The organism is Micromonospora sp. NPDC050417 (assembly GCF_044458865.1).
Classification (GTDB): Bacteria; Actinomycetota; Actinomycetes; order Mycobacteriales; family Micromonosporaceae; genus Micromonospora_G.
In genome coordinates this window covers 17228-36230 of the sequence record NZ_JBITIH010000021.1, presented here as the reverse complement: position 1 = coordinate 36230, position 19003 = coordinate 17228, and the positions used below count along the sequence as shown (strand labels likewise).

Annotated in this window: 15 protein-coding genes; 4 read left to right on the top strand and 11 right to left on the bottom strand. The window is 71.4% G+C overall.

Features of this window, described 5'->3' with window-relative positions:
• Positions 1-39: 39 nt before the first annotated feature.
• Entirely contained in the window at positions 40-2202 is a 2163-nt protein-coding gene (locus ACIBF5_RS24855) for a transglycosylase domain-containing protein (RefSeq protein ID WP_396815275.1), read from the top strand.
• 59 nt (positions 2203-2261) lie between these two features.
• Here ACIBF5_RS24855 and ACIBF5_RS24850 read toward each other — a convergent pair whose 3' ends face one another.
• The gene (locus ACIBF5_RS24850) at positions 2262-2831 is read right to left on the bottom strand and encodes a GNAT family N-acetyltransferase (protein ID WP_396815274.1); all 570 of its coding nucleotides are present in this window, start codon (positions 2829-2831) and stop codon (positions 2262-2264) included.
• On the bottom strand, positions 2828-4480 hold the full coding sequence (locus tag ACIBF5_RS24845) for a cobyrinate a,c-diamide synthase (RefSeq protein ID WP_396815273.1): 1653 nt from the start codon (positions 4478-4480) through the stop codon (positions 2828-2830). The genes ACIBF5_RS24850 and ACIBF5_RS24845 overlap by 4 nt, the downstream gene beginning before the upstream one ends.
• Positions 4481-4814: 334 nt before the next feature.
• Here ACIBF5_RS24845 and ACIBF5_RS24840 point away from each other — a divergent pair, with 334 nt between their 5' ends.
• Entirely contained in the window at positions 4815-5630 is an 816-nt protein-coding gene (locus tag ACIBF5_RS24840) for an SURF1 family protein (protein WP_396815272.1), read from the top strand.
• Between the two features lie 28 nt (positions 5631-5658).
• Here the strand turns inward: ACIBF5_RS24840 and ACIBF5_RS24835 are convergent, their stop codons facing one another.
• Entirely contained in the window at positions 5659-7443 is a 1785-nt protein-coding gene (locus tag ACIBF5_RS24835) for an ATP-dependent DNA ligase (RefSeq protein ID WP_396815271.1), read from the bottom strand.
• A 42-nt stretch (positions 7444-7485) separates the two neighbouring features.
• On the bottom strand, positions 7486-7692 hold the full coding sequence (locus ACIBF5_RS24830) for a hypothetical protein (RefSeq protein WP_121161955.1): 207 nt from the start codon (positions 7690-7692) through the stop codon (positions 7486-7488).
• 182 nt (positions 7693-7874) lie between these two features.
• Between ACIBF5_RS24830 and ACIBF5_RS24825 the strand changes: the two genes are divergently transcribed.
• A complete protein-coding gene (locus ACIBF5_RS24825; protein ID WP_396815270.1) occupies positions 7875-9509 on the top strand; it encodes a peptidase in 1635 nt (544 codons plus the stop codon).
• A 69-nt stretch (positions 9510-9578) separates the two neighbouring features.
• Here ACIBF5_RS24825 and ACIBF5_RS24820 read toward each other — a convergent pair whose 3' ends face one another.
• The 7 genes from ACIBF5_RS24820 to ssb form a co-directional block, all read right to left on the bottom strand.
• A complete protein-coding gene (locus ACIBF5_RS24820; protein WP_396815269.1) occupies positions 9579-10946 on the bottom strand; it encodes a dipeptidase in 1368 nt (455 codons plus the stop codon).
• Between the two features lie 132 nt (positions 10947-11078).
• Positions 11079-11735: a uridine kinase gene (locus ACIBF5_RS24815; protein ID WP_396815363.1), complete on the bottom strand. Its 657-nt coding sequence runs from the start codon at positions 11733-11735 to the stop codon at positions 11079-11081.
• Between the two features lie 111 nt (positions 11736-11846).
• Entirely contained in the window at positions 11847-13466 is a 1620-nt protein-coding gene (locus tag ACIBF5_RS24810) for a cobyric acid synthase (protein WP_396815268.1), read from the bottom strand.
• Entirely contained in the window at positions 13463-14485 is a 1023-nt protein-coding gene (locus tag ACIBF5_RS24805) for a cobalamin biosynthesis protein (protein ID WP_396815362.1), read from the bottom strand. Before ACIBF5_RS24805 ends, ACIBF5_RS24810 begins: the two co-directional genes overlap by 4 nt.
• 237 nt (positions 14486-14722) lie before the next feature.
• The gene (locus ACIBF5_RS24800) at positions 14723-14914 is read right to left on the bottom strand and encodes a DUF397 domain-containing protein (RefSeq protein WP_396815267.1); all 192 of its coding nucleotides are present in this window, start codon (positions 14912-14914) and stop codon (positions 14723-14725) included.
• A 417-nt stretch (positions 14915-15331) separates the two neighbouring features.
• Entirely contained in the window at positions 15332-16396 is a 1065-nt protein-coding gene (locus ACIBF5_RS24795) for a helix-turn-helix domain-containing protein (RefSeq protein WP_396815266.1), read from the bottom strand.
• Between the two features lie 390 nt (positions 16397-16786).
• Positions 16787-17533, bottom strand: a complete 747-nt coding sequence (gene ssb / locus ACIBF5_RS24790; protein ID WP_396815265.1) for a single-stranded DNA-binding protein — start codon at positions 17531-17533, stop codon at positions 16787-16789.
• 180 nt (positions 17534-17713) lie between these two features.
• Here ssb and ACIBF5_RS24785 point away from each other — a divergent pair, with 180 nt between their 5' ends.
• Entirely contained in the window at positions 17714-18802 is a 1089-nt protein-coding gene (locus ACIBF5_RS24785) for an alpha/beta hydrolase (protein WP_396815264.1), read from the top strand.
• The last annotated feature ends 201 nt before the right edge of the window (positions 18803-19003 follow it).

The following is a 19003-nucleotide window of genomic DNA, read 5'->3' as shown; positions in this document are numbered from 1 at the left end:
TTTATCAGGTTAAAATGGGGCATGTCATAGCTTAAGAGGGTGACGAAGCCCACCCTCTCGCCTTCCGAAGGCAACCGCTTCCTACCCCTGCTACGAGCCGGACTCATCGCCGGCGTCATCCTCGCCGCCGCGGCCTACCCGCTCGCCGCCATCGGCGGAATCGGCGCCAAGGCAACCGCCGACCTGGTCCGCGACCGGCCCCGCGACCTGCGCCACACCTCACCCGCGCAGACCACCTACGTGTACGGCGCCGACGGCAAGACACTGCTCACCACGTTCTACGAGGAGCACCGCAAGTACACCCCGATCGGCGAGATGTCGCCCTACATCCAGCAGGCGATCGTCGCCTCGGAGGACTCCCGCTTCTACAAGCACAACGGGGTCGACGCCAAGGGCGTGGCCCGTGCCTTCGTCGCGAACCAGCAGGCCGGCGGGGTCTCCCAGGGCGCCTCGACGCTGACGATGCAGTACGTCCGGATGGCACTGCGCGACAGCGCGCAGACCCCGCTGGAGGTGCAGGAGGCGACCGAGCAGACCAGCATCCGCAAGCTGCGGGAGATGCGGATAGCGCTGGACCTCGAAAAGGAGATGAGCAAGACCGAGATCCTGGAGCGCTACCTCAACTCCGCTTACTTCGGTCACCGCGCGTACGGCATCTACGCCGCCTCGGAGATCTTCTTCTCCAAGACCCCGAAAGACCTCAGCCCGGTCGAGGCCGCCACCCTCGCCGGCCTGGTCAAGGCCCCCTCCGAGTACGACCCGGCGGTCAACGACCAGAAGGCCGCCACCGACCGACGCAACTACGTGATCGACCGGATGCGGACCATGGGCTACATCTCGCCCGACGCGGCGGCGGCGATGCAGGCCGAACCGATCAAGCTCAAGCTCTCCACCCCGCCGAACGACTGCGCCTCGGTATCGAAGGAATACAACAGTTGGGGCTTCTTCTGCGACTACCTGAAGTCGTGGTGGTCGGTCCAACCCGGCTTCGGCACCAACTCGCTGGAACGCCTGGACAAGCTGCGCCGAGGCGGCTACAAGATCGTGACCAGCATCGACCCGAAGGTCCAGGACATCGCGGAGAAACACGTACTCGCCAAGGAGAGCGCCAGCAGTCCGTTCGCACACGGACTCGTCGCCGTCGAGCCGGGCACCGGGCGGGTGAAGGCGATGGCGGTCAACCGGATCTACTCGCTCGACTCCACCGAGAACGGCCCCCACTCCGACCCGAGCAAACGCGCCCGAATGAAGGGCAACTACCCGAACACGGTCAACCCGCTCCTCGGCGGCGGTGACCTCCCCGGCTACCAGGCAGGGTCGACGTTCAAGATGTTCGTCATGCTCGCCGCGCTCGACGCCGGCCTGCCGCTCTCGACCGCGTACGACTCGCCGTTCCGGATCACCTCGATCTATCCCGGTGGCGGCACCACCAGTAGCTGCGGCGGGCTCTGGTGCCCATCCAACGCCAGCGCCGCGATGACCGGCCGGCAGACCATGTGGTCCGGCTTCGGCAAGTCCGTCAACACCTACTTCGTCCAGCTCGAACAGGCGATCGGCGCGGACAAGGCGGTCGCCCTGGCGGAACGGCTCGGCCTGCAGTGGCGTACCGACGTGGACAAACGCCAGGCGTCACCGGAGAAGCGGAAGGAGTGGGGCGCGTTCGTACTGGGCGTCTCCGACGTCACGCCGTTGGAGATGGCGAACGCGTACGCGGCGATCGCCGCCGACGGCCGGTTCTGCGAGGCGATCCCGGTGACCTCGATCAGCAACCCGGACGGCACCCCGACCATGATCACGACGAAGAGCGGCGGACAGGTCGAGGCCGCGAAGCCCCGGTGCCACCAGGAGGTGAGCGCAGACGCGGCCCGTGCCGCCACCGACGCGGCCCGCTGCCCGACCGGTGACACCCCGGCCCGGGGCTCCTGTGGCGGCTGGTCGACCGCCGACAGCGTCAAGGGCACCGTCGGCCGCCCGGTCGCCGGCAAGACCGGCACCACGGACAGCACCCGGTCCGCCTGGTTCGTCGGTTACACCCCGGAGTACGCCATGGCGAGCTTCCTGGCCGACCCGGACAACCCGTTCAACGCCGTCGGCGACGCGCAGTCGAACAAACCGGTCAGCACCGTCTCCGACACCCTGCGGGACGCACTCAAGGACCAACCCGTACGCCAGTTCGCCCCACCCTCCCCCACCATCAGCTGAGGGGTAAGGAAGGGGCCCTTGTTAACGCTATGCGTTAACAAGGGCCCCTTCCTTACCCCTCAGCGGAGGTCGGCGGAGACGAACGACCAGGACTCCAGGTCCACCCTGCCGCCCTGGGCGTACCCGGCGTTGCGCAGCAGCCCCTCGTAGCTGAAACCAGCCTTCTCGGCGACCCGACGGGAGGCGATGTTGCCCGGCGCCACCCGCAACTCCAGCCGCTGGAACCCGTGCTCCAGGATCAGGGCGATGGCCAGGGCGAGCACCGCCTCGGCGGCGAGCCCGTACCCGCGTGCCTCGGGCGCCACCGCGTAGCAGACCTCCGTAGCCCGGCCGGACCAGTCGGTCCGCTTGGTCCAGAGGGTGCCGACCAGCCGGTCGTCCTCGCGTCGGATCACCCCGTAGTGATCGCCGTTGCCACTGTCCCGCCGCTCCTTGGCCATCTCCGTGCACCAGGCGACGGCGTCGATCGGGCCGGACGACTCCGGCAGCGGCATCCAGCGCTGGGTCAGTTTGTCGGCGAAGATCCCCGCGACCGCCGGGACGTCGGCGGCCTGCAGCGGCCGTACGTGGGCGCGCGGGGTGGACACGGTCAGGGTCGGAAAGCGGCGGACGGCCACCTCCCCGGTCACGCCGACCGCCCACCGTCCGGGCCGCCCGACCCCGGCCGCTCCCCCTGGCCCGGTCGAGCGCCCGACTGCACCGGATCGGCCGGCCGATCCGACCGCACCAGCCGCAGGCCCCCGACCGGCTCCGCCCCCGCTCGGGGCGCCCGGGGACCGGCCACCGGACCGTTCCGGACCCCGGCTGCCGGCTCCGCCCCCGCGCGCGGCGCCAACGGGCCCGGTACGGCGAGCGCCCCGACCAGTCGTCCCGCGATCTCCGGGGCACCCGCCCAGTGGAGGATGAGCTGCGAGGCGTGCACCTGCCGCCAGACGAAACCCTCCGGCGTACCGCCGCCCCAACTCCAGGCCGGGGTCTGTCCGGCCCGGGGATCGAGCAGACCCCGATGCTGCTTGTAACCAACCAGCCGGGCACCGAGCGGGGCGACCACGCTGGCAGCGCGGGCAGTCGCCTCGCGATAGCCGACCACGATCCGGTCGGTGCTGACGCCGGTCGCGTCGAACACCCCGCACATCGGCCGGCCGTCGAACTCCCGGGCCAGCCAGAGCGCCCCGGCCCCCTCGGCTAGCACCGGCCGGCCGGAACGGGCGAGTTCGGCCACCGCCGCGGCGAGCCGCCGGTTCCCCGACAGTTCCTCCGCGTACGACTCGGGCAGCCCGCCGCCGACGACCAGCGCCTCGGTTCCCTCCGGCAGTTCCTCGTCCTGCAACGGGTCGACCGGCACCACCTCCGCCCCCGCTGCGGCCAACAACTCGGCGGTTTCGGGGTAGGAGTAGGAGAGCGCCGCGGTTCCGGCGAGCGCGATCACGGGCCGCCGGCCGCCGGCAGCACCCACCGGACCGGCCTGACCTGGCACGCCCTGACCGGGACCGCGCGATGCAGCGCCGGGCTGGCCCGGTGCCGCCGCACGGGCCTGGGCCAGCGCCTCCGCCGCCGACCATGGCTCGGTGGCGAGCCGGGGCGCCGACCGGGCCAGGCTGAGGAGCCGGTCGAGGTCCACGGTGGCGGCGATCGCCTCACCGAGCCGGCGCATCCCCCGGTACGCGTCCACGCCCCGGTGCAGCACCGGCACCACACCGTGCTGGCGGGACGGGAGTGCGGCGGGCAGTTCGTGCCGGCGCAACGCGCCGAAGACGGGTACGCCGATGTCGTCGAGGGCCTCCCGGAGCAGTTGCTCGTGCCGGTCCGAGGCGACCCGGTTGAGGATCACCCCGCCGAGCCAGAGCATCTCGTCGTACGCCCGGAACCCGTGCACCAGCGCGGCCACCGACTGGCCCATCGCGGCCACGTCGACGACCAGGACCACCGGCGTACGCAACGCGGTGGCGACAGCGGCGGTGGAGTCGGTCTCGGAGCGTCCGGCGAGACTGTCGAAGAGCCCCATGGTGCCCTCGACCACCGCGACGTCGGCGCCGGCCGCGCCGTACGCGAAAATCGGGGCGACCCGGTGCGGGCCGACCAGCCGAGGGTCGAGATTGCGTCCCGGCCGACCGGCGGCGAGTCCCAGGTACGCGGCGTCGGTCTGGTCCGGGCCGACCTTGAAGCCGGCGGCGTCGAGCCCCCGGGCGGCGTACGCGGCGAGCAGACCGACGGCGACCGCGGTCTTACCGTGTCCGGAGGAAGGCGCGCTCACCAGCACGCGCGGCACGGCGGTCATGGTCGGCTCCTCGGTGCAGACGGATCGGTGCGGACGGATCGGTGCGGACGGATCGGTGCAGACGGATCGGTGCAGACGGATCGGGGTGAGACGGACCGGGGCGAGACGGTGGCTGTCGATGTGGCGCTGTCATCAGGTATTGAACGTTGTGCCGTGGATCATCGGTTGCCACCGGCGGCCGTCCCTCGTCCCGGACCGTGGACACGAAGGGGCCGAGCGGGCCGACCCGGCAACCGGTTCGCCGGCCGTGACGATACCGGGCGTCGTGGATGGCCGCCTGCCGCCAATCCGGGCGCCGGCGTAGTGGTCGCGGTCATACGGGTAACCTCATCTCGTGTACCGCTTCCTGTTCACCCCACGCTGGCTGGGCATCTTCGCCCTGACACTGGCCGCGGCGACGGTGATGGTGCTGCTCGGCAACTGGCAGCTGAGCCGCTACCGGGAGCGGTCCGAGATCAACGAACGGATCGACGCCGCCGACCGGGTGGCGCCCGCGCCACTGGCCGACGTGTTGCCCACGGCCGGCGGGTCGGTCGGGGTGGCGGGACCCGCGCCCGACAAGGACGCGGCCTGGACCCGGGTCACCGTGACCGGGCGGTACGACAACACCAACACGATCGTCGTACGCGGCCGTACGGTCGACAGCCGGGTCGGCTTCGAGGTGGTCACACCGTTGCTCCTCGCCGACGGCAGCGCGGTTCTGGTCGACCACGGCTGGGTACCACCGCCGCCGGGTTCGGCCACTGCCCAGCCGGAGTTGCCGGCGATACCCACCGGTCAGGTGACCGTGGTCGGCCGGGTGCACCTGTCGGAGAGCAAGCCGGGCGTGGTCGATCGCCGCGACGGCAAGCTGGAGACCCGCCGGATCGCACTGCCGCGGCTGGCCGGCGAACTCCCGTACCCGGTCTACGGCGCGTACCTGCTGCTCGACGAGCAGACCCCGGCGGCCGACCCGACCTTCGCGGCGGTGCCGATCCAGCACGAGAACAACTGGCAGAACGCCGGCTACGTGGTCCAGTGGTGGCTCTTCGCCCTGATGACCCTCTACGGTTTCGGTTGGTTGGCGCGCCGCGAGGCGCTTGGTGACAACAAGTCGAAGGCCGACGACCGTACGCCGCGCAGCCGGGACCGGGCCGCGGAACCTGCCTGAGCGGCGGGTCCGGCCGACCGCACCGGCGTCACCCGGCGACCCTGCCGGCGTGGATGGCGCGGACCATGTCGATGGTGTCCGCCTCGGCGGCGCTCTTGTCGTCGCGGTAGCGGACCACCCGGGCGAACCGTAACGCCATCCCGCCCGGGTAACGGGAGCTGGTCTGCACCCCGTCGAAGGCGATCTCGACCACCTGCTCCGGCCGGACCCGGACCACCCAGTCGCCGCGCTCGACCGCCAGTTCGAGGAAACGTTCGGTCTGCCAGCGCAGCAACTCGTCGGTGAGGCCCTTGAAGGTCTTGCCGAGCATGACGAAACCACCGGTGCCCGGGTCACGGGCGCCGAGGTGCAGGTTCGACAGCAGGCCCTGACGCCGGCCGCTGCCCCATTCCACCGCGAGCACCACCAGGTCCAGGGTGTGCCGAGGCTTGACCTTGACCCAGCCGCCACCGCGCCGGCCAGCCTCGTACGGCGCGTCGGGCGACTTGACCACCACGCCCTCCTGCCCGGCGTCGAGCGCGGCGGCGAACGCGTCGGCCGCGGCGAGCACGCTCTCCACGCTCACCCGCCCGACGAGTTGGGGCGCGTCGACCGTCGCGGCCAGGGCCGCCCAGCGCTCCCGACCGGGTGCGTCGAGCAGGTCCGTGCCGTCGAGGTGGAGCAGGTCGAAGAAGTACGGGGTGAGCACGCTGGCGCCGGTGCTGCCGGCCGCCGCACGCACCGCCGGGGCGGCCGGAGCGGGGCGGACCGGGGCGGGCAACGGGGCGGGTGCGGGGCCGGCCGGGAGGGCTGGTTCCTGCCGCCCGGCGTCCCCTGTCGCTGTCGCCGAGTCGGTCGGTGTCGCCCGATCGGCGGGCGCCGCCGGGCCGGCCGGGGCGGCGCCGAAGGACCGCACCGGCTCGTTCGCCGACTGTTCGGCGGCAACCTCGGCGGAGAGGCCGGCGGTCGCGCTGGGGCGGGCGCCCCGGGTCGCCGCCCGGCTCGCCGTCTCCTGGAACGGTCGGGGGCGACCGGCGGCGTCCAGCGCGATCGCCTCGCCGTCGAGCACGATCTCGCGGGCCGGCAGGGTGCGGACAGCCGCGACCACCTCCGGCACCCGGGAGGTGATCTCGTCGAGGCTGCGGGTGAAGACGGCAATCTCGTCACCGGAGCGGTGCACCTGGATCCGGATGCCGTCGAGCTTGACGTCGACCACGGCCGGCGTCCCGCTCACCGCCAGGGCCTGGTCGACCGAGGGGGCGCTCTGCGCGAGCATCGGCGCGAGCGGCCGGCCGACCCGCAGGGTGATCTCGCCGAGCGCGGCGGCGCCGCCGGTCAGCGCCGTCACGGCGACCGTCTTCAGGTCTCCGGTGAGCAGCAACGCCCGGCGTACGGCCGGGAGCGGCACCTCGGCGGCGCGGGCGATGGCGTCGGCCAGGAGTCCGGCCTGCGCGCCCTGGCGCAACTCGCCGCTGAAGAGCCGGACCAGCATCTGCTGCTCGTCGGCGGTGGCGGCGGTGAAGAGCCGGCCGAGCAGGTCGCGGCGGCGGGCCTGTGACCCGGGGCCGGCCACCGCGGCGATGGTGTCGATGGCCGTGTCGACGTCGGTGACGGTCAGCACCGGCTGGGCCGCCGCTGGCGGCAGCTCACGCAGCGCGGCGTAACCGACTCCGGTCTGGCGTTGGCGCAGCTCACCGGCGAGATAGGCGGAACCGGCCGGGATCTCGTCCGGGGCCAGGCCACGGAGGGAGGCGGCGAGCAGCTCGACCTTCGCCCGTCGGCCGGAGGTCGCACTGACGGCGGCCGAGGTGGCCACCAGGTCGAGGAACCGCACGTCCCCATCCTGGCAGCCACCCCCGACAGGACGTGGGTGAAGCTACGCGGAGGCGGGCTCCTCGATCCGCAGGCCCCGGGCACGCACCTCGTCGGCGACCCGGGAGAGCACGGCGTCGAGCGCGCAGAGGACGCTGGAAAGCTCGCCAAGCTGGTCCTTCAGGGTTTCCTCGGACCACGCGGAGACGTTGACGTCCCCCAGAGCACTGACGGCGGCGTCGAGCCGCGTTATCGCCTCGTTCGTACGCATGTTCGAGACCATACCGCGCGACTCGGGACGTACGCACGAACTTCGCCCATCGTGTCGCTGGAAGTTTCCGCCTTGCCCGACAACTCAGCAACAACAGCGTGCGGGCGCCCGCACAACGTCACCTCGGTCGGGGGAGTAACGTGCCGACGTTGATCAACTCTTCGCCTGGAAAGAATCAAGACATGACCCCCAAAAGTGTCCTCCGACGAATCGGAGCAGGCGTTGCCGCCCTGGCGGTAGCCGGCACCCTGACCGGCGTCGCCGGCCCGGCGCAGGCGGCCGAGGCGAAGCCGAATCTCTCGCTGTCGTTCCAGAACGACGCGAACCTCAATAACACCCCCACCACCATCGGCACCTACGTCTACAACTACGGCGACGCTCCGGCGACCGGCGTGACGGTGACCTTCGACGCGAGCGCGGTCGCCAGCAAGGTGAACGTCTCGGTGCCGGACTGGAACGACGACTGCAAACTGAGCGGCACCACGGTCGTCTGCCAGTACGGCAGCCTCGCCGCCGGCGCGGTCGACACCATCTACGGGGTCGTGCTGGCCAGCAAGCTCCGCGCCACTCCCGGCGACGCAGGCTCGGTGCTGGTGACGATCAAGAGCACGGAGGACACCGGGCCGGGTAACACCGTTCCACTGCCGGTCACCATTGTGGCGTCCGGACCGGACCTAGTCGCCCTGGCCGAGGACATCGGATCCAAGGACGACCGGGTCGGCCCGGGTGACACGGTGCCGTTGGTCGGAGCCGTGCACAACGAGGGCGACACCGCCACCACGGACATCTTCGTCAGCTGGCAACTGCCCGGTGAGGGCGCGTTCGTCGAGCGCTACGACGACTGCGTCTACACCGACTACCGGGACCACCCGGACCCGCCGGGTTACGTGTACGGCCCCTCCTTCGTGACCTGTGTCGCGCCGCTCGTGTTGCAGCCGGACGAGACCGTGCTGCTGTTCGATCCGGCAACCGACAAGTCGCTGTTCAACGCCACCTTCGGCAAGAACCTGGCCGGTCCGGAAGCGGCACGCGGGTTCCTTGAGGTCGGGCTCGCCGATCAGGAACTGATCGCCAAGACGCGTCAGCAGGCCAAGGGTGGGCCGTCCTTCGCGGCGAAGCTCAAGGAGGTCACGACCCGGACCAGTAGCGCCAAGCGGGCGGCGGTCGCCGAGGAACTCGACTGGTCCGACAACCTGTCGGAATTCCAGATGTGGACCAAGCCGAACACGGTCGATTTCGCGGTCACGACGGAGCCGGTGACCGGCTCCGTCGGCGACATCGTCGAGATCCCCTACACCGTGGTCAACAACGGGCCGTCCGACGGCGCGGCGGGCTGGGAGGTCATCGCGCCGAGCGGGACACTCCTCCTGCGCAGCGAGTGGTGCTACGGCCGCGACGCCTCCGGGGACCTCCTCGACGAGTCGACCACACAACTGTGCGGAATCGAGAGCGCCTTCCCCGCCACCGCGTCCGGCTTCAGCGGGATCAGTTCCAAACTCCGCATCAAGATCACTTCGACGCCGGGTTCCAACGGCACGATCACCGTCAACAGCTACGGACCCTCGCCCGAGTCGAAGCCCGAGAACAACGTCGCAAAGATCGTCTTCGGCACCTCCGGTAACGGCGACACCGGTGACGACGACAGCGACGAAGGGGGCGCTGGCGCCGACAGCGGCCTGCCGATCACCGGCGTCCAGGCGGGGCTGATCGGCGGCATCGGCGGTGCCGTACTGATCGCCGGCGCCACGCTGTTCCTGCTGGCCCGTCGTCGCCGGCTGGTGCTGGTCGTCCCGACCGAGGACGGCTCCGGCAGGTAGCCCGTCGACAAAGCCGTGGGCCGTGGTCAGGAGGTTCTGACCACGGCCCACGTCGTTGGCGGTCGCTGGTCAGCGGTCGGCGGCAGCCGCCTCCGCGACCTTGGCCAGCAGCAACGTCTCGGCCAGGCAGACCCGGGCGAACTCGCCCAGGTGCAGGCTCTCGTTCGGCCCGTGCGCCCGCGCGTACGGGTCCTCGACCCCGGTGACCAGAATCGCCGCCGCCGGGAACATCTCCTGGAAGGTGGCGATGAACGGGATCGAGCCGCCGACGCCGATGTCGACCGGCTTCACCCCGTCCCAGGCCGTCTCGAAGGCGCCTCGGGCGGCGTCGAAGTACGGTCCGGAGGCGTCGATCACGCACGGGTCACCGTCGTGCTCGATCGTGACCACGGCGGTCGTACCCCACGGCGCGTGCTTCTCCAGGTGCGACCGGAGCGCGGCGTACGCCTGCTTGGGGTTGTCGCCCGGGGCCAGCCGGACGCTCAGCTTCGCCTTCGCCGCCGGCACCAGCGCGTTGGGTGCCCCGGTCGTCGGCGGCGCGTCGATGGCGAGGATGGCCAGCGCCGGCTTGGTCCAGATCCGGTCGGTGAGCCGACCGGTGCCGATGAAGGAGACGCCGTCGACCAGCCCGGACTCGTGCCGGAGCCGGTCCTCCGGGTAGTCGACCGTCGCGCCACCCCGGCTGATCAGACCGTCCACCGCCACGTCGCCGTTCTCGTCGTGCAGGGTCGCGAGCAACCGGGTCAGGGCGGTCAGCGCGTCCGGCACCGCGCCACCGAACATGCCGCTGTGTACGGCGTGTTCGAGCGTACGGATCTCGACGAAGCAGTTCACGATGCCGCGCAGCGAGGTGGTCAGCGCCGGTACGCCGATGTCCCAGTTGCCGGAGTCGGCGATGACGATGACGTCGGAGGCGATCTCGTCGCGGTGTTCCCGGAGCAGCCGCTCCAGCGAGTCGGAGCCGAACTCCTCCTCGCCCTCGATGAACAGGACGACACCGACCGGCAGGTCGTCACCGAACGCGCGCAGCGCGGCGACGTGGGCCATGATCCCGGCCTTGTCGTCTGCCGCACCCCGCCCGTACAGGCGGCCGTCCCGCTCGACCGGCTCGAACGGGTCGCTCTCCCACAGGGAGATGTCGCCGACGGGCTGGACGTCGTGGTGGGCGTAGAGCAGCACCGTCGGCGCCCCGGGCGGCGCGGCCCGCCGACCGATGACCGCGGGCTGCCCGCCGGAGCGGACGATGCGTACGTCGAGCGAGCAGTCGCGCAGCAGCCCGGCGACGGCTTCGGCGGAACGTTCCACGTGTGAGTGGTCGAAGCCGTCGAACGCGATGCCGGGAATCCGGACGAGGCGTTCGAGGTCGGCCCGGACGCCCGGCAGTTCCCGCTCGATGGCGGCCCGCAACCCGGCCTCGGTGAAGATCGGTCTGGTCATGACCGGAATCGTAGGCCGGACTTACCGTGACCCGCGCGGGGAGCCCACCGAACGAGCTCAGCCGAGGCTTCCGGAGCGGGGCCGCCCGCGCCGCCGGCACCGATGGACGCTTTTCGGGGCGAGACCTGCGAGTCACCGCAATCGAATGTAGTGGATGTCCTGGTCGAGCGCGGTGGTGGCGTGATCAATCGCCCCGGCGCCGGGAGCACCGTCGACCACGAGGTCGGCCCGATCGGCGGTGGCGTCCGCCGCGAAGTGCCGGCGCTCCCCCTGCCGCCACCGGGTCAGGTCCGGCAACACCTCCGCCCCGTCGCGGGCCAACACCCGGTCCAGTCGGAGCCGGGGTGGCGCGGTCACGAAGATCGCCAGGCTCAGTTCCGGGGCGATGCCGGCCCGGCTGGAGCTGACCCCCTCGATGACCACCACCGGCGCGGGCGGCACGGTCACCCAGTCGGGGCCGAAGGCGCCCACGGCCCAGTCGTAGCGGCGGTAGCGTCCGGGCCTCGCGGCCCGCAGCGGAGCCAACACCCACTCGTCCAGCCTGGGCCAGAAGGTGAGCTGGTCATCCCAACCGGCGAGCAGGTCATCGGTCCGCACCACCGGCACGTCCTCGCCCGCCCCCAGGTCCAGCGGCTCGACCGGGCCGTCGCCGGTCAGCTCGACCGGCACCGGCACCGGCACCGCGCTCAGCGCGGCGGCGAGACGGCCGGCGAAGACGCTCTTACCCGCGCCGCTGGGGCCGTCGACCGCAACCAAGCGGGTCCGCCCGAGTCGCGCCGGCCGCCCCATGATCCGCCGTGCCAGCTCCGGAAACGTCTCCACCCACTCGGTCACCCCGGCACGCTACCGCCCACCCCGGCACCCGGACGGCGGGCAGCGCGCTAACCGACGGGCGGTGCGCTAACCGGCGGGTGGTGCGCCCGGTGGGATGAAGGGCAACCCGGCCGGTGGGCCGCTTTCGACCAGACGCCAGAGCGCGTCGGTGTCGAGGTGTTCCTCCACCAGGTCGCCGAGCAGGTCCAGGGTCCGCTCCCGGGCGGCGGCGAAGGACGTGTCCGGTGCCACCTGGAAACCGTGCCGGCCGGCGAGCCGGGCCGCCTCGGTCAGGAATCGGCGGCGGAACCCGTCCGACTCGAACGCCCCGTGCCAGTGGGTACCGAGTACGGCACCGAGGTTCGCCCCTTCGGTACGACCGTCGGCGTACGTCAGCAGCGGTGGCAGCCCGGGGTCGGTGTGGGAGACGTACCCGTGGTGGATCTCGTAGCCGTGCACCGGAAGCGACTCGTAGGCCGCGCCCACCGATCGGGTCACCGTCTTGCGCGGGTCGAACGCGATCTCCATCGGCAGCAGACCCAGCCCCTCGACGGTGCCCTGTCGGCTCTCGACCTCGTCGTGGATGACGCGGGACAGCATCTGGAACCCGCCGCAGATGCCGAGCAGCGGCCGTCCGGCGGCGGCGTGTGCGTGCACCGCGTCGGCGAGGCCGGTACGGCGCAGCCACGCCAGGTCGTCGACGGTGGACTTGGTGCCGGGGAGCACGACCAGGTCGGCGGCGGCGACCTCGCCCGGCTCCACGGTGAGCCGGACCCGTACCCCGGGTTCGGTGGCGAGTGCCTCCAGGTCGGTGGCGTTGGAGATGCGCGGCAACCGGACCACCGCCACGTCCAGCCACTCGGTGCCGCGTGGCGGCGCCGGCCGACCGAGCAGCCGGTCGTACGCGAGCGAGTCCTCGGCGTCGAGCCACAGGTCCCGGTCCCACGGCAACACCCCGTACGTGGGGCGGCCGGTGACGTTGCCGAGCATGTCGATGCCGGGTTGGAGCAGGCCGAGGTCCCCCCGGAACTTGTTGATCACAAAGCCGGCGATGAGCGCCTGGTCGGCGGCGTCGAGCAGGGCGACGGTGCCGAACAGCGACGCGAAGACACCACCCCGGTCGATGTCGGCGACGACGATGGTGGGCAGGCTGGCGTGCCGGGCCAGCCCCATGTTGACGTAGTCGGTGTCCCGCAGGTTGATCTCGGCCGGGCTGCCGGCGCCCTCGCAGATCACCACGTCGTATTCGGCGCGCAGTTCGGCCAGGGCGGCGAAGGCGGTTCGGGCGAGCCGGGGCCGCAGCGTCCGGAAGTTGGTGGCGGTGATCGAGGTGGTCCCTGATGCCGGGGACCCGTCGGGGCCCGCCTCGGTCCGCGCGCCTGCTCCGGATCGCGCGACCGGCTCCCGCAGCGCCTCACCGAGGAGCACGACCTGGCTGGACAGGTCGCTGCCGGGCTTGAGCAGCACCGGATTGAAACGCAGATCGGGGGCGAGCCCACAGGCGGCGGCCTGCATGGCCTGGGCCCGGCCGATCTCGCCACCCCGGCCGTCCGGCCCGACCACCACCGCCGAGTTGTTGGACATGTTCTGCGCCTTGAACGGGGCCACCCTGACCCCGCGCCGGAACAACCAGCGGCAGATGCCGGCGGTGAGCACGCTCTTGCCGGCGTCGGAGGTGGTTCCGGCGACGAGCAGGCCGCCGCTCATCGGCGTACCCCGGTGGGCGAACCGGGGCGAAGCGCCCGGGACCGGACCACCCGGGCCAGACCGCCGAGCAGCGCCCGCCGGGGTCGTGCGGTGATCGCGTACGTCACCGCGACGCCCAACGCGGCCAGCCCGACGCTGCCGGAGAGCCGGGCGGCGCGACGGATGTGCCGCGCCTCTGGCCGGGGCCCGTCACCGAGGAACGGGCGAACCTCCGACCGTCCGAAGTAGACGTTACGTCCGCCGAGCCGGACCCCGAGGGCACCGGCCATCGCCGACTCGCACTGCCCGGAGTTCGGGCTGGGGTGATCGTTGCGGTCCCGGCGCCAGATCCGCCAGGCGCGACCACGGTCGCCGCGTACGGTCGGCGCGGTGACGATGGTGAGCAGCGCGGTCAGCCGGGACGGCACCAGGTTGAGCAGGTCGTCGAGGCGGGCGGCGGCGGTGCCGAAGCGCGCGTACCGGGGCGACCGGTGTCCGACCATCGCGTCCAGGGTGTTCACCGCCCGGTATCCGATCAGTCCGGGGAGTCCCGCCACGGCACCCCAGACCAGGGGCGCGACCACGGCGTCGGAGGTGTTCTCGGCCACCGACTCGACCGTCGCACGGGCCAGTTCGGGCTCGTCGAGCATCGACGGGTCTCGTCCGCAGAGATGGTTCAGTCGTCCACGGGCCGCCGGCAGGTCGCCCTGGCGCAGTGCCCGGCCCATCACCGTCGCCTCGTGCCGCAGGGTCCGGCCGCCGAGCACGGTCCAGGTGCCGGCCGCGACCAGCGCCGCACGGGCGATCGGCCGCTGCCGGGTCGCGGTCGCCGCAGCCACCGCCACCAGCACCGGTACGCCCACCGCCAGCGCCGCGTACGCCGCCCCCGCTGAGCGGTTCGGCCGGTAGAGTCGGTTTTCGAGGGCTGCCGCCGCCTGCCCGAACCCGGCGACCGGGTGGAATCGACGGGGGTCGCCGAAGAGCGCGTCGAGCGCGTAGCCGGCAGCCAGACCGGCCGCGTTGGCCGTGCCGCTGCCCAGCCGCACCCGGCTCAGGCCGGCTCTCGGGCCGCTGCCCGATTGTGTCGTGCTCGTCGTGGCCGGCTGTCCGGCCCGACGAATGATCGTCTCCGGTCGCACGCCGATCACCCCCGGCCGCAGCCTAGCCAGCCGACCGGTGTGCCGGGGAGGCGGGCGGCTCCCCTGATGCCTCAACGTCGTGGCGGGCATGGCAACGCCCCCGCACCGGTCCTCCAGGCACGGGGGCGCGTTAGGTCGTCAGAACTGCTTGGCAAGGCCAACGAAGGCCCGCCACGCCTCGGGGCCAAAAGTCAGGGCCGGCCCAGCCGGGTCCTTGCTGTCGCGGACGAGGACGCGGCTGGCGATGTTGTCGGCCACCTCCACGCAGTTTCCCTGATTCCCGCTGCTGCGAGTGCTCTTGCGCCACACGGCACCGGTTTGGTTGCTCATCACTCCATCTCCTTGGCGATCATGATCAACAGGTCGGCCGACCGGTCTACGTCGCGCGCCAGACCTTCCAAGCGCCTTCCAAGTCGCAGAGTACGACGCAACTTCCGTCTGCCTGTCGAGATACAGGGCACCCGTTAGTGACTCGCTGTAAACCGTAGTGGGCTCGGGAGTGCGACTACGGACGGAGTGCGACTACGGACGCGGCGATCGATTTCTACGGCATCACCCCGGCGGAACTCGCCACGCTCCGGACGCGATTCGCGGAGTGGCGAAGTGAGCTTCAAGGTCACATGGACCCAGGCTCGACCCCAACCACCTGACCCGCCCGGTCGAGTCAGCGGGGCGATGACCATTCCTCGCCTTCTCGATCTCGGCAGTAGCTCACCATGCGCCAGCCGGCTGGCACGGGGGCGTTGGTCAGCGTGCCGCCCGCTCGACCTCCTGAAGCACAAGCCCGAGGGTCTGTGACCGGCGGTCAACTGGCAGCCCCGCCCAGGCCCGCCGGGCGTACGCCACGCCTGCGGTCTTGTCTCCGGATTTCGCCATCATGAGGCCCCGGTGTAGTTCGATGTGCGTTGCGAACCTGGTCAGCGCCGCCGGCCGTAGTCGGTCGGCCTCGTCCTGCGCTTCGCTGCCCGCACCGACGACACCGAGCCGCGCGTAGAGCATCGACCGAAACGTGGCCATCCGCCAGGCTGGCACCGCGAAGTCCGACACCAACTCGTCGGACGCGACCCGATCGAAGACCCGCCGGGCGTCCTCGTCCGAGGCGACAGCCCCGCCCAGGTCTCCACGCCCGGCCGCTACGTGCGCACGTGCCATGAGGGCGTTCAGGCGCCCGAGCGAGGGTTGGTCGGACAGGCCGATCGCTTCGTCCGAGTACCGCTTCGCGATGTTGAGGGCCGCCCCCTCGTACGCAAGAGCGATCGCTGCCCGGCCTCGCACCCACACACGAATGCCAAGGTCTTCGGAGCGGTCGGCGGCCGTCGCGGCGAGGTCATACCACCGGATTGCCTCGCGTGGGTCCTTAGTGGTCTTCCCGTAGACCGCGAGCGCCCGCGCGGCGCTCGCCCACATACGTGGCGTGTCTAGGTGCTGCTGCATCACGACCAGGTCACCCGCGAGCCTGGCTTGTAGGGCGTCCGCGCCAATTTCCATGTAGTCCCGCCCGTACTGGGCGACGCGTTCGCGCCAGTCCTCCTCCGCCCCTCGGCCGTCGAGTGCTGCGCTGAAGCCGGTTCGGATAAGTTCCGAGGCCGCAACCGGACCCACGACGCCCGCCGCGAGTAGCTGTCGTCGGTTCACGTCCGCACCTCCCAACGCCCGCGCGTACGCGAGCACGACATCGTCCGTCGCGGTGCGGCGTCCTGCCTCGACGTTGCTGAGGTGGGTTGCCGAATAGCAGGAGCGCGCCGCGATGTAGGCCAACGTAACGCCGGCCTCGGCCCGAGCCTGCCGTAACTGGGCGCCTAGATCGCTCACCGGGGGGCCTTCCTTGAAAGGTCCTGAAAGCATCGTTCGTCTTCCAAGCGTAGTCCCTCGATCACAAAACTATGAGCAACGGAAACCGCTCGAATCCTCCCGGTGCTCAGGCCGGACGTGGACGGACGGAACCGGGGGCCGCCCCGCAACCCGCGCACTCGGACGGGGCGGCCCTGCCCATTACGAGGAGGTGACGCGTTGTCCGTCTTCCGTCGATGGTGGTCCGGGTGCGTCGTCTTCCCCCGTGGACGACGCCCCAGGGCGGGTCTTCGCTTGAACAGGAACCCGACGCTGTCGTGCTCGTCGTGGCCAGCCGTTTGGTGTGCTGGGGAGGCGGGCGGCTCCCCCGACGCCCGCCTCCCCCACCGCCGGTGGCGACCGGCGGACCGATCAGGCCGGCACGGGCACCCTGGCCCGCCCACGTCGGGCCCGGCCGCCCACCTGCGGGCCGTCGGCCCCCGTCGCCGGGTCACCCCCGTCGAACTCGTCGTCCTCCGGCCCGCCCGACAGAATCCGGTCGACCGGCACGTCCACCGGCGGGTTCCCGCCTGCCAACTCGTCCGGCGGCACCTCGTGTTGCCCGAGGTCGGTCAGGTCGTGGGGCGGCAGTTCCGGCAACTCATCGCGGAGGGTCAGGAAGGTACGCGACTCCTCCTCACCGTCCGGGCCGTCGAGCCGGGCCGGCACCAGTTCGTCCGACACCGGTTCGGTCGGCTCGCCCTGGACGCGGTGCTCGGCTTCGCCGTCCTCGACGGAACTCGTGGTCATGGTCGGACGGTTGCGGGCGAACTGTCCCCGCCCCCGGGAGAGGTCGTGGCCGACGGCGACCGCCTCCATCTCGTACATGGTCCGGTGGTTGCCGGCGTCGTCGACCCAGTCGCGGGTGTACATCCGGCCGACCACGATGACCGGGTCGCCGGTCATCACCGACGAGGAGACGCCCTCGGCGAGCTTGCGCCAGCAGTTGACCCGCACGCGCAGGCTGTTGCCGTCGATCCAACGCCCGCTCTCCCGGTCGAGGCGGCGGGAGGTCGAGGCGACCTTGAAGTTGGCCACCAGCGTGCCGCTCTGGGTCGTACGTCGCCATTCCGGCGCGGTGAGCACGTTGCCCACGATGGTCACATAGGTATCGAACATCATCTCTCCGTAACTCTCACGGCTGTCCAGGGATCACCACATCGAGTCGACTCACGGACGAGCGTGGCGGTCTGCCGGCGGTGACGCCACCGACCGCCCACAGACTGTGGACAACTCCCGAGGCTGTGGAGAAAAACCTGATCAAGCGCGAATGTGGTACGGCGCGATAACGTCGACGGCGTGGAACCGGACCTGCTCGGCGGAGCGTACGAGTACCAGACGATCGATCTCGGGCATGACGACGAGGGACCCGTGCTGGCCACCCTGGTACGTCGCGGTGCCGACCACCCCACCGGGCGTGCCGTGCTCTACGTGCACGGGTTCGCCGACTACTTCTTCCAGGCCCACCTGGCCGACTTCTACGTCGAGCGTGGCTGGGACTTCTACGCACTCGACCTACGCAAGTACGGTCGCAGCCTGCTCCCGCACCAGACGCCGAACTTCTGCCGCGACCTGCGCGAGTACTTCCCCGAACTCGACGCGGCGGCGAGCATCATCCGCGACCAGGACGGCAACCGCACCCTTCTGGTCAACGGACACTCGACCGGCGGACTGCTCGCGGCACTCTGGGCCGACGCCCGGCGGGACGAGGCGATCATCGACGGACTCTTCCTCAACAGCCCGTTCCTGGACCTGAACGCGCCGTGGCTGGCCCGTCGACCCCTCGCGGCGGCCGTCGCCAGGCTGGCCCGGCGGATGCCGTACCTGGTCGTCCCCATCACCCTCTCCCCGGTGTACGGCCAGAGCCTGCACACCGACCACCGGGGCGAATGGAGTTACGACCTCGCCTGGAAGCCGCTCGTCGGTTTCCCCGTCCGGGCCGGCTGGCTTGCCGCGATCCGCCAGGGCCAGCGGCGGCTCCAGCGCGGACTGGACGTCCGGGTACCCGTCCTGCTCGCCGCCTCCACCCGGAGTTGCCGGGTCAACACCTGGCACGAGTCGGCGACGCTCGCGGACTCCGTACTCAACGTGGCGGACATGGCCCGTTGGGCACCGGCGATCGGACGGCACGTAACCCTGGTCCGGTTCGACGGCGGCCTGCACGACCTGACGCTCTCCGGACCGGCCGTACGCGAGCGGGTCTTCAGCGAGCTGGACCGCTGGGTCGGCGCTTTCCTCGCCCCAGCTCCCCCGGCTGCGGCGACTCCGACCAGCGCACCTCCGGACCCGACTCCTTCGTCGGCTCTGGAGGCTCAGGGCGTTCCGGACGTTCGGACCGCTCCGGACGCTCCACCCACTCAGACCGCTCCGGACGCTCGAACCGCCTAGGCCGCTCGGGCGGGTCACCCGGTTCGGCCCGCTCGACTCGATCACGCGGTTCAGCCCGGTCCACCCGGTCCCGTCGCTGCACCCGCTCCGGCTGCTGGCGCCGTCCCGGCCGCGCCGGTCGAGGCGGGTAGGACATCGGCTCGTACGGTTCCGAGCGGGGCTCGTACGACGAAGGCTGGTACGGCGGCCGGGGCGGCTGCG

Bases quoted from the DNA above. Each gene is read 5' to 3' on its own strand.
- ACIBF5_RS24845 (WP_396815273.1), bottom strand. From the start codon at position 4,480: ATGACCGCCGTGCCGCGCGTGCTGGTGAGCGCGCCTTCCTCCGGACAC.
- ACIBF5_RS24830 (WP_121161955.1), bottom strand. From the start codon at position 7,692: ATGCGTACGAACGAGGCGATAACGCGGCTCGACGCCGCCGTCAGTGCT.
- ACIBF5_RS24825 (WP_396815270.1), top strand. From the start codon at position 7,875: ATGACCCCCAAAAGTGTCCTCCGACGAATCGGAGCAGGCGTTGCCGCC.
- ACIBF5_RS24820 (WP_396815269.1), bottom strand. From the start codon at position 10,946: ATGACCAGACCGATCTTCACCGAGGCCGGGTTGCGGGCCGCCATCGAG.
- ACIBF5_RS24815 (WP_396815363.1), bottom strand. From the start codon at position 11,735: ATGGGGCGGCCGGCGCGACTCGGGCGGACCCGCTTGGTTGCGGTCGAC.
- ACIBF5_RS24810 (WP_396815268.1), bottom strand. From the start codon at position 13,466: ATGAGCGGCGGCCTGCTCGTCGCCGGAACCACCTCCGACGCCGGCAAG.
- ACIBF5_RS24800 (WP_396815267.1), bottom strand. From the start codon at position 14,914: ATGAGCAACCAAACCGGTGCCGTGTGGCGCAAGAGCACTCGCAGCAGC.
- ssb (WP_396815265.1), bottom strand. From the start codon at position 17,533: ATGTTCGATACCTATGTGACCATCGTGGGCAACGTGCTCACCGCGCCG.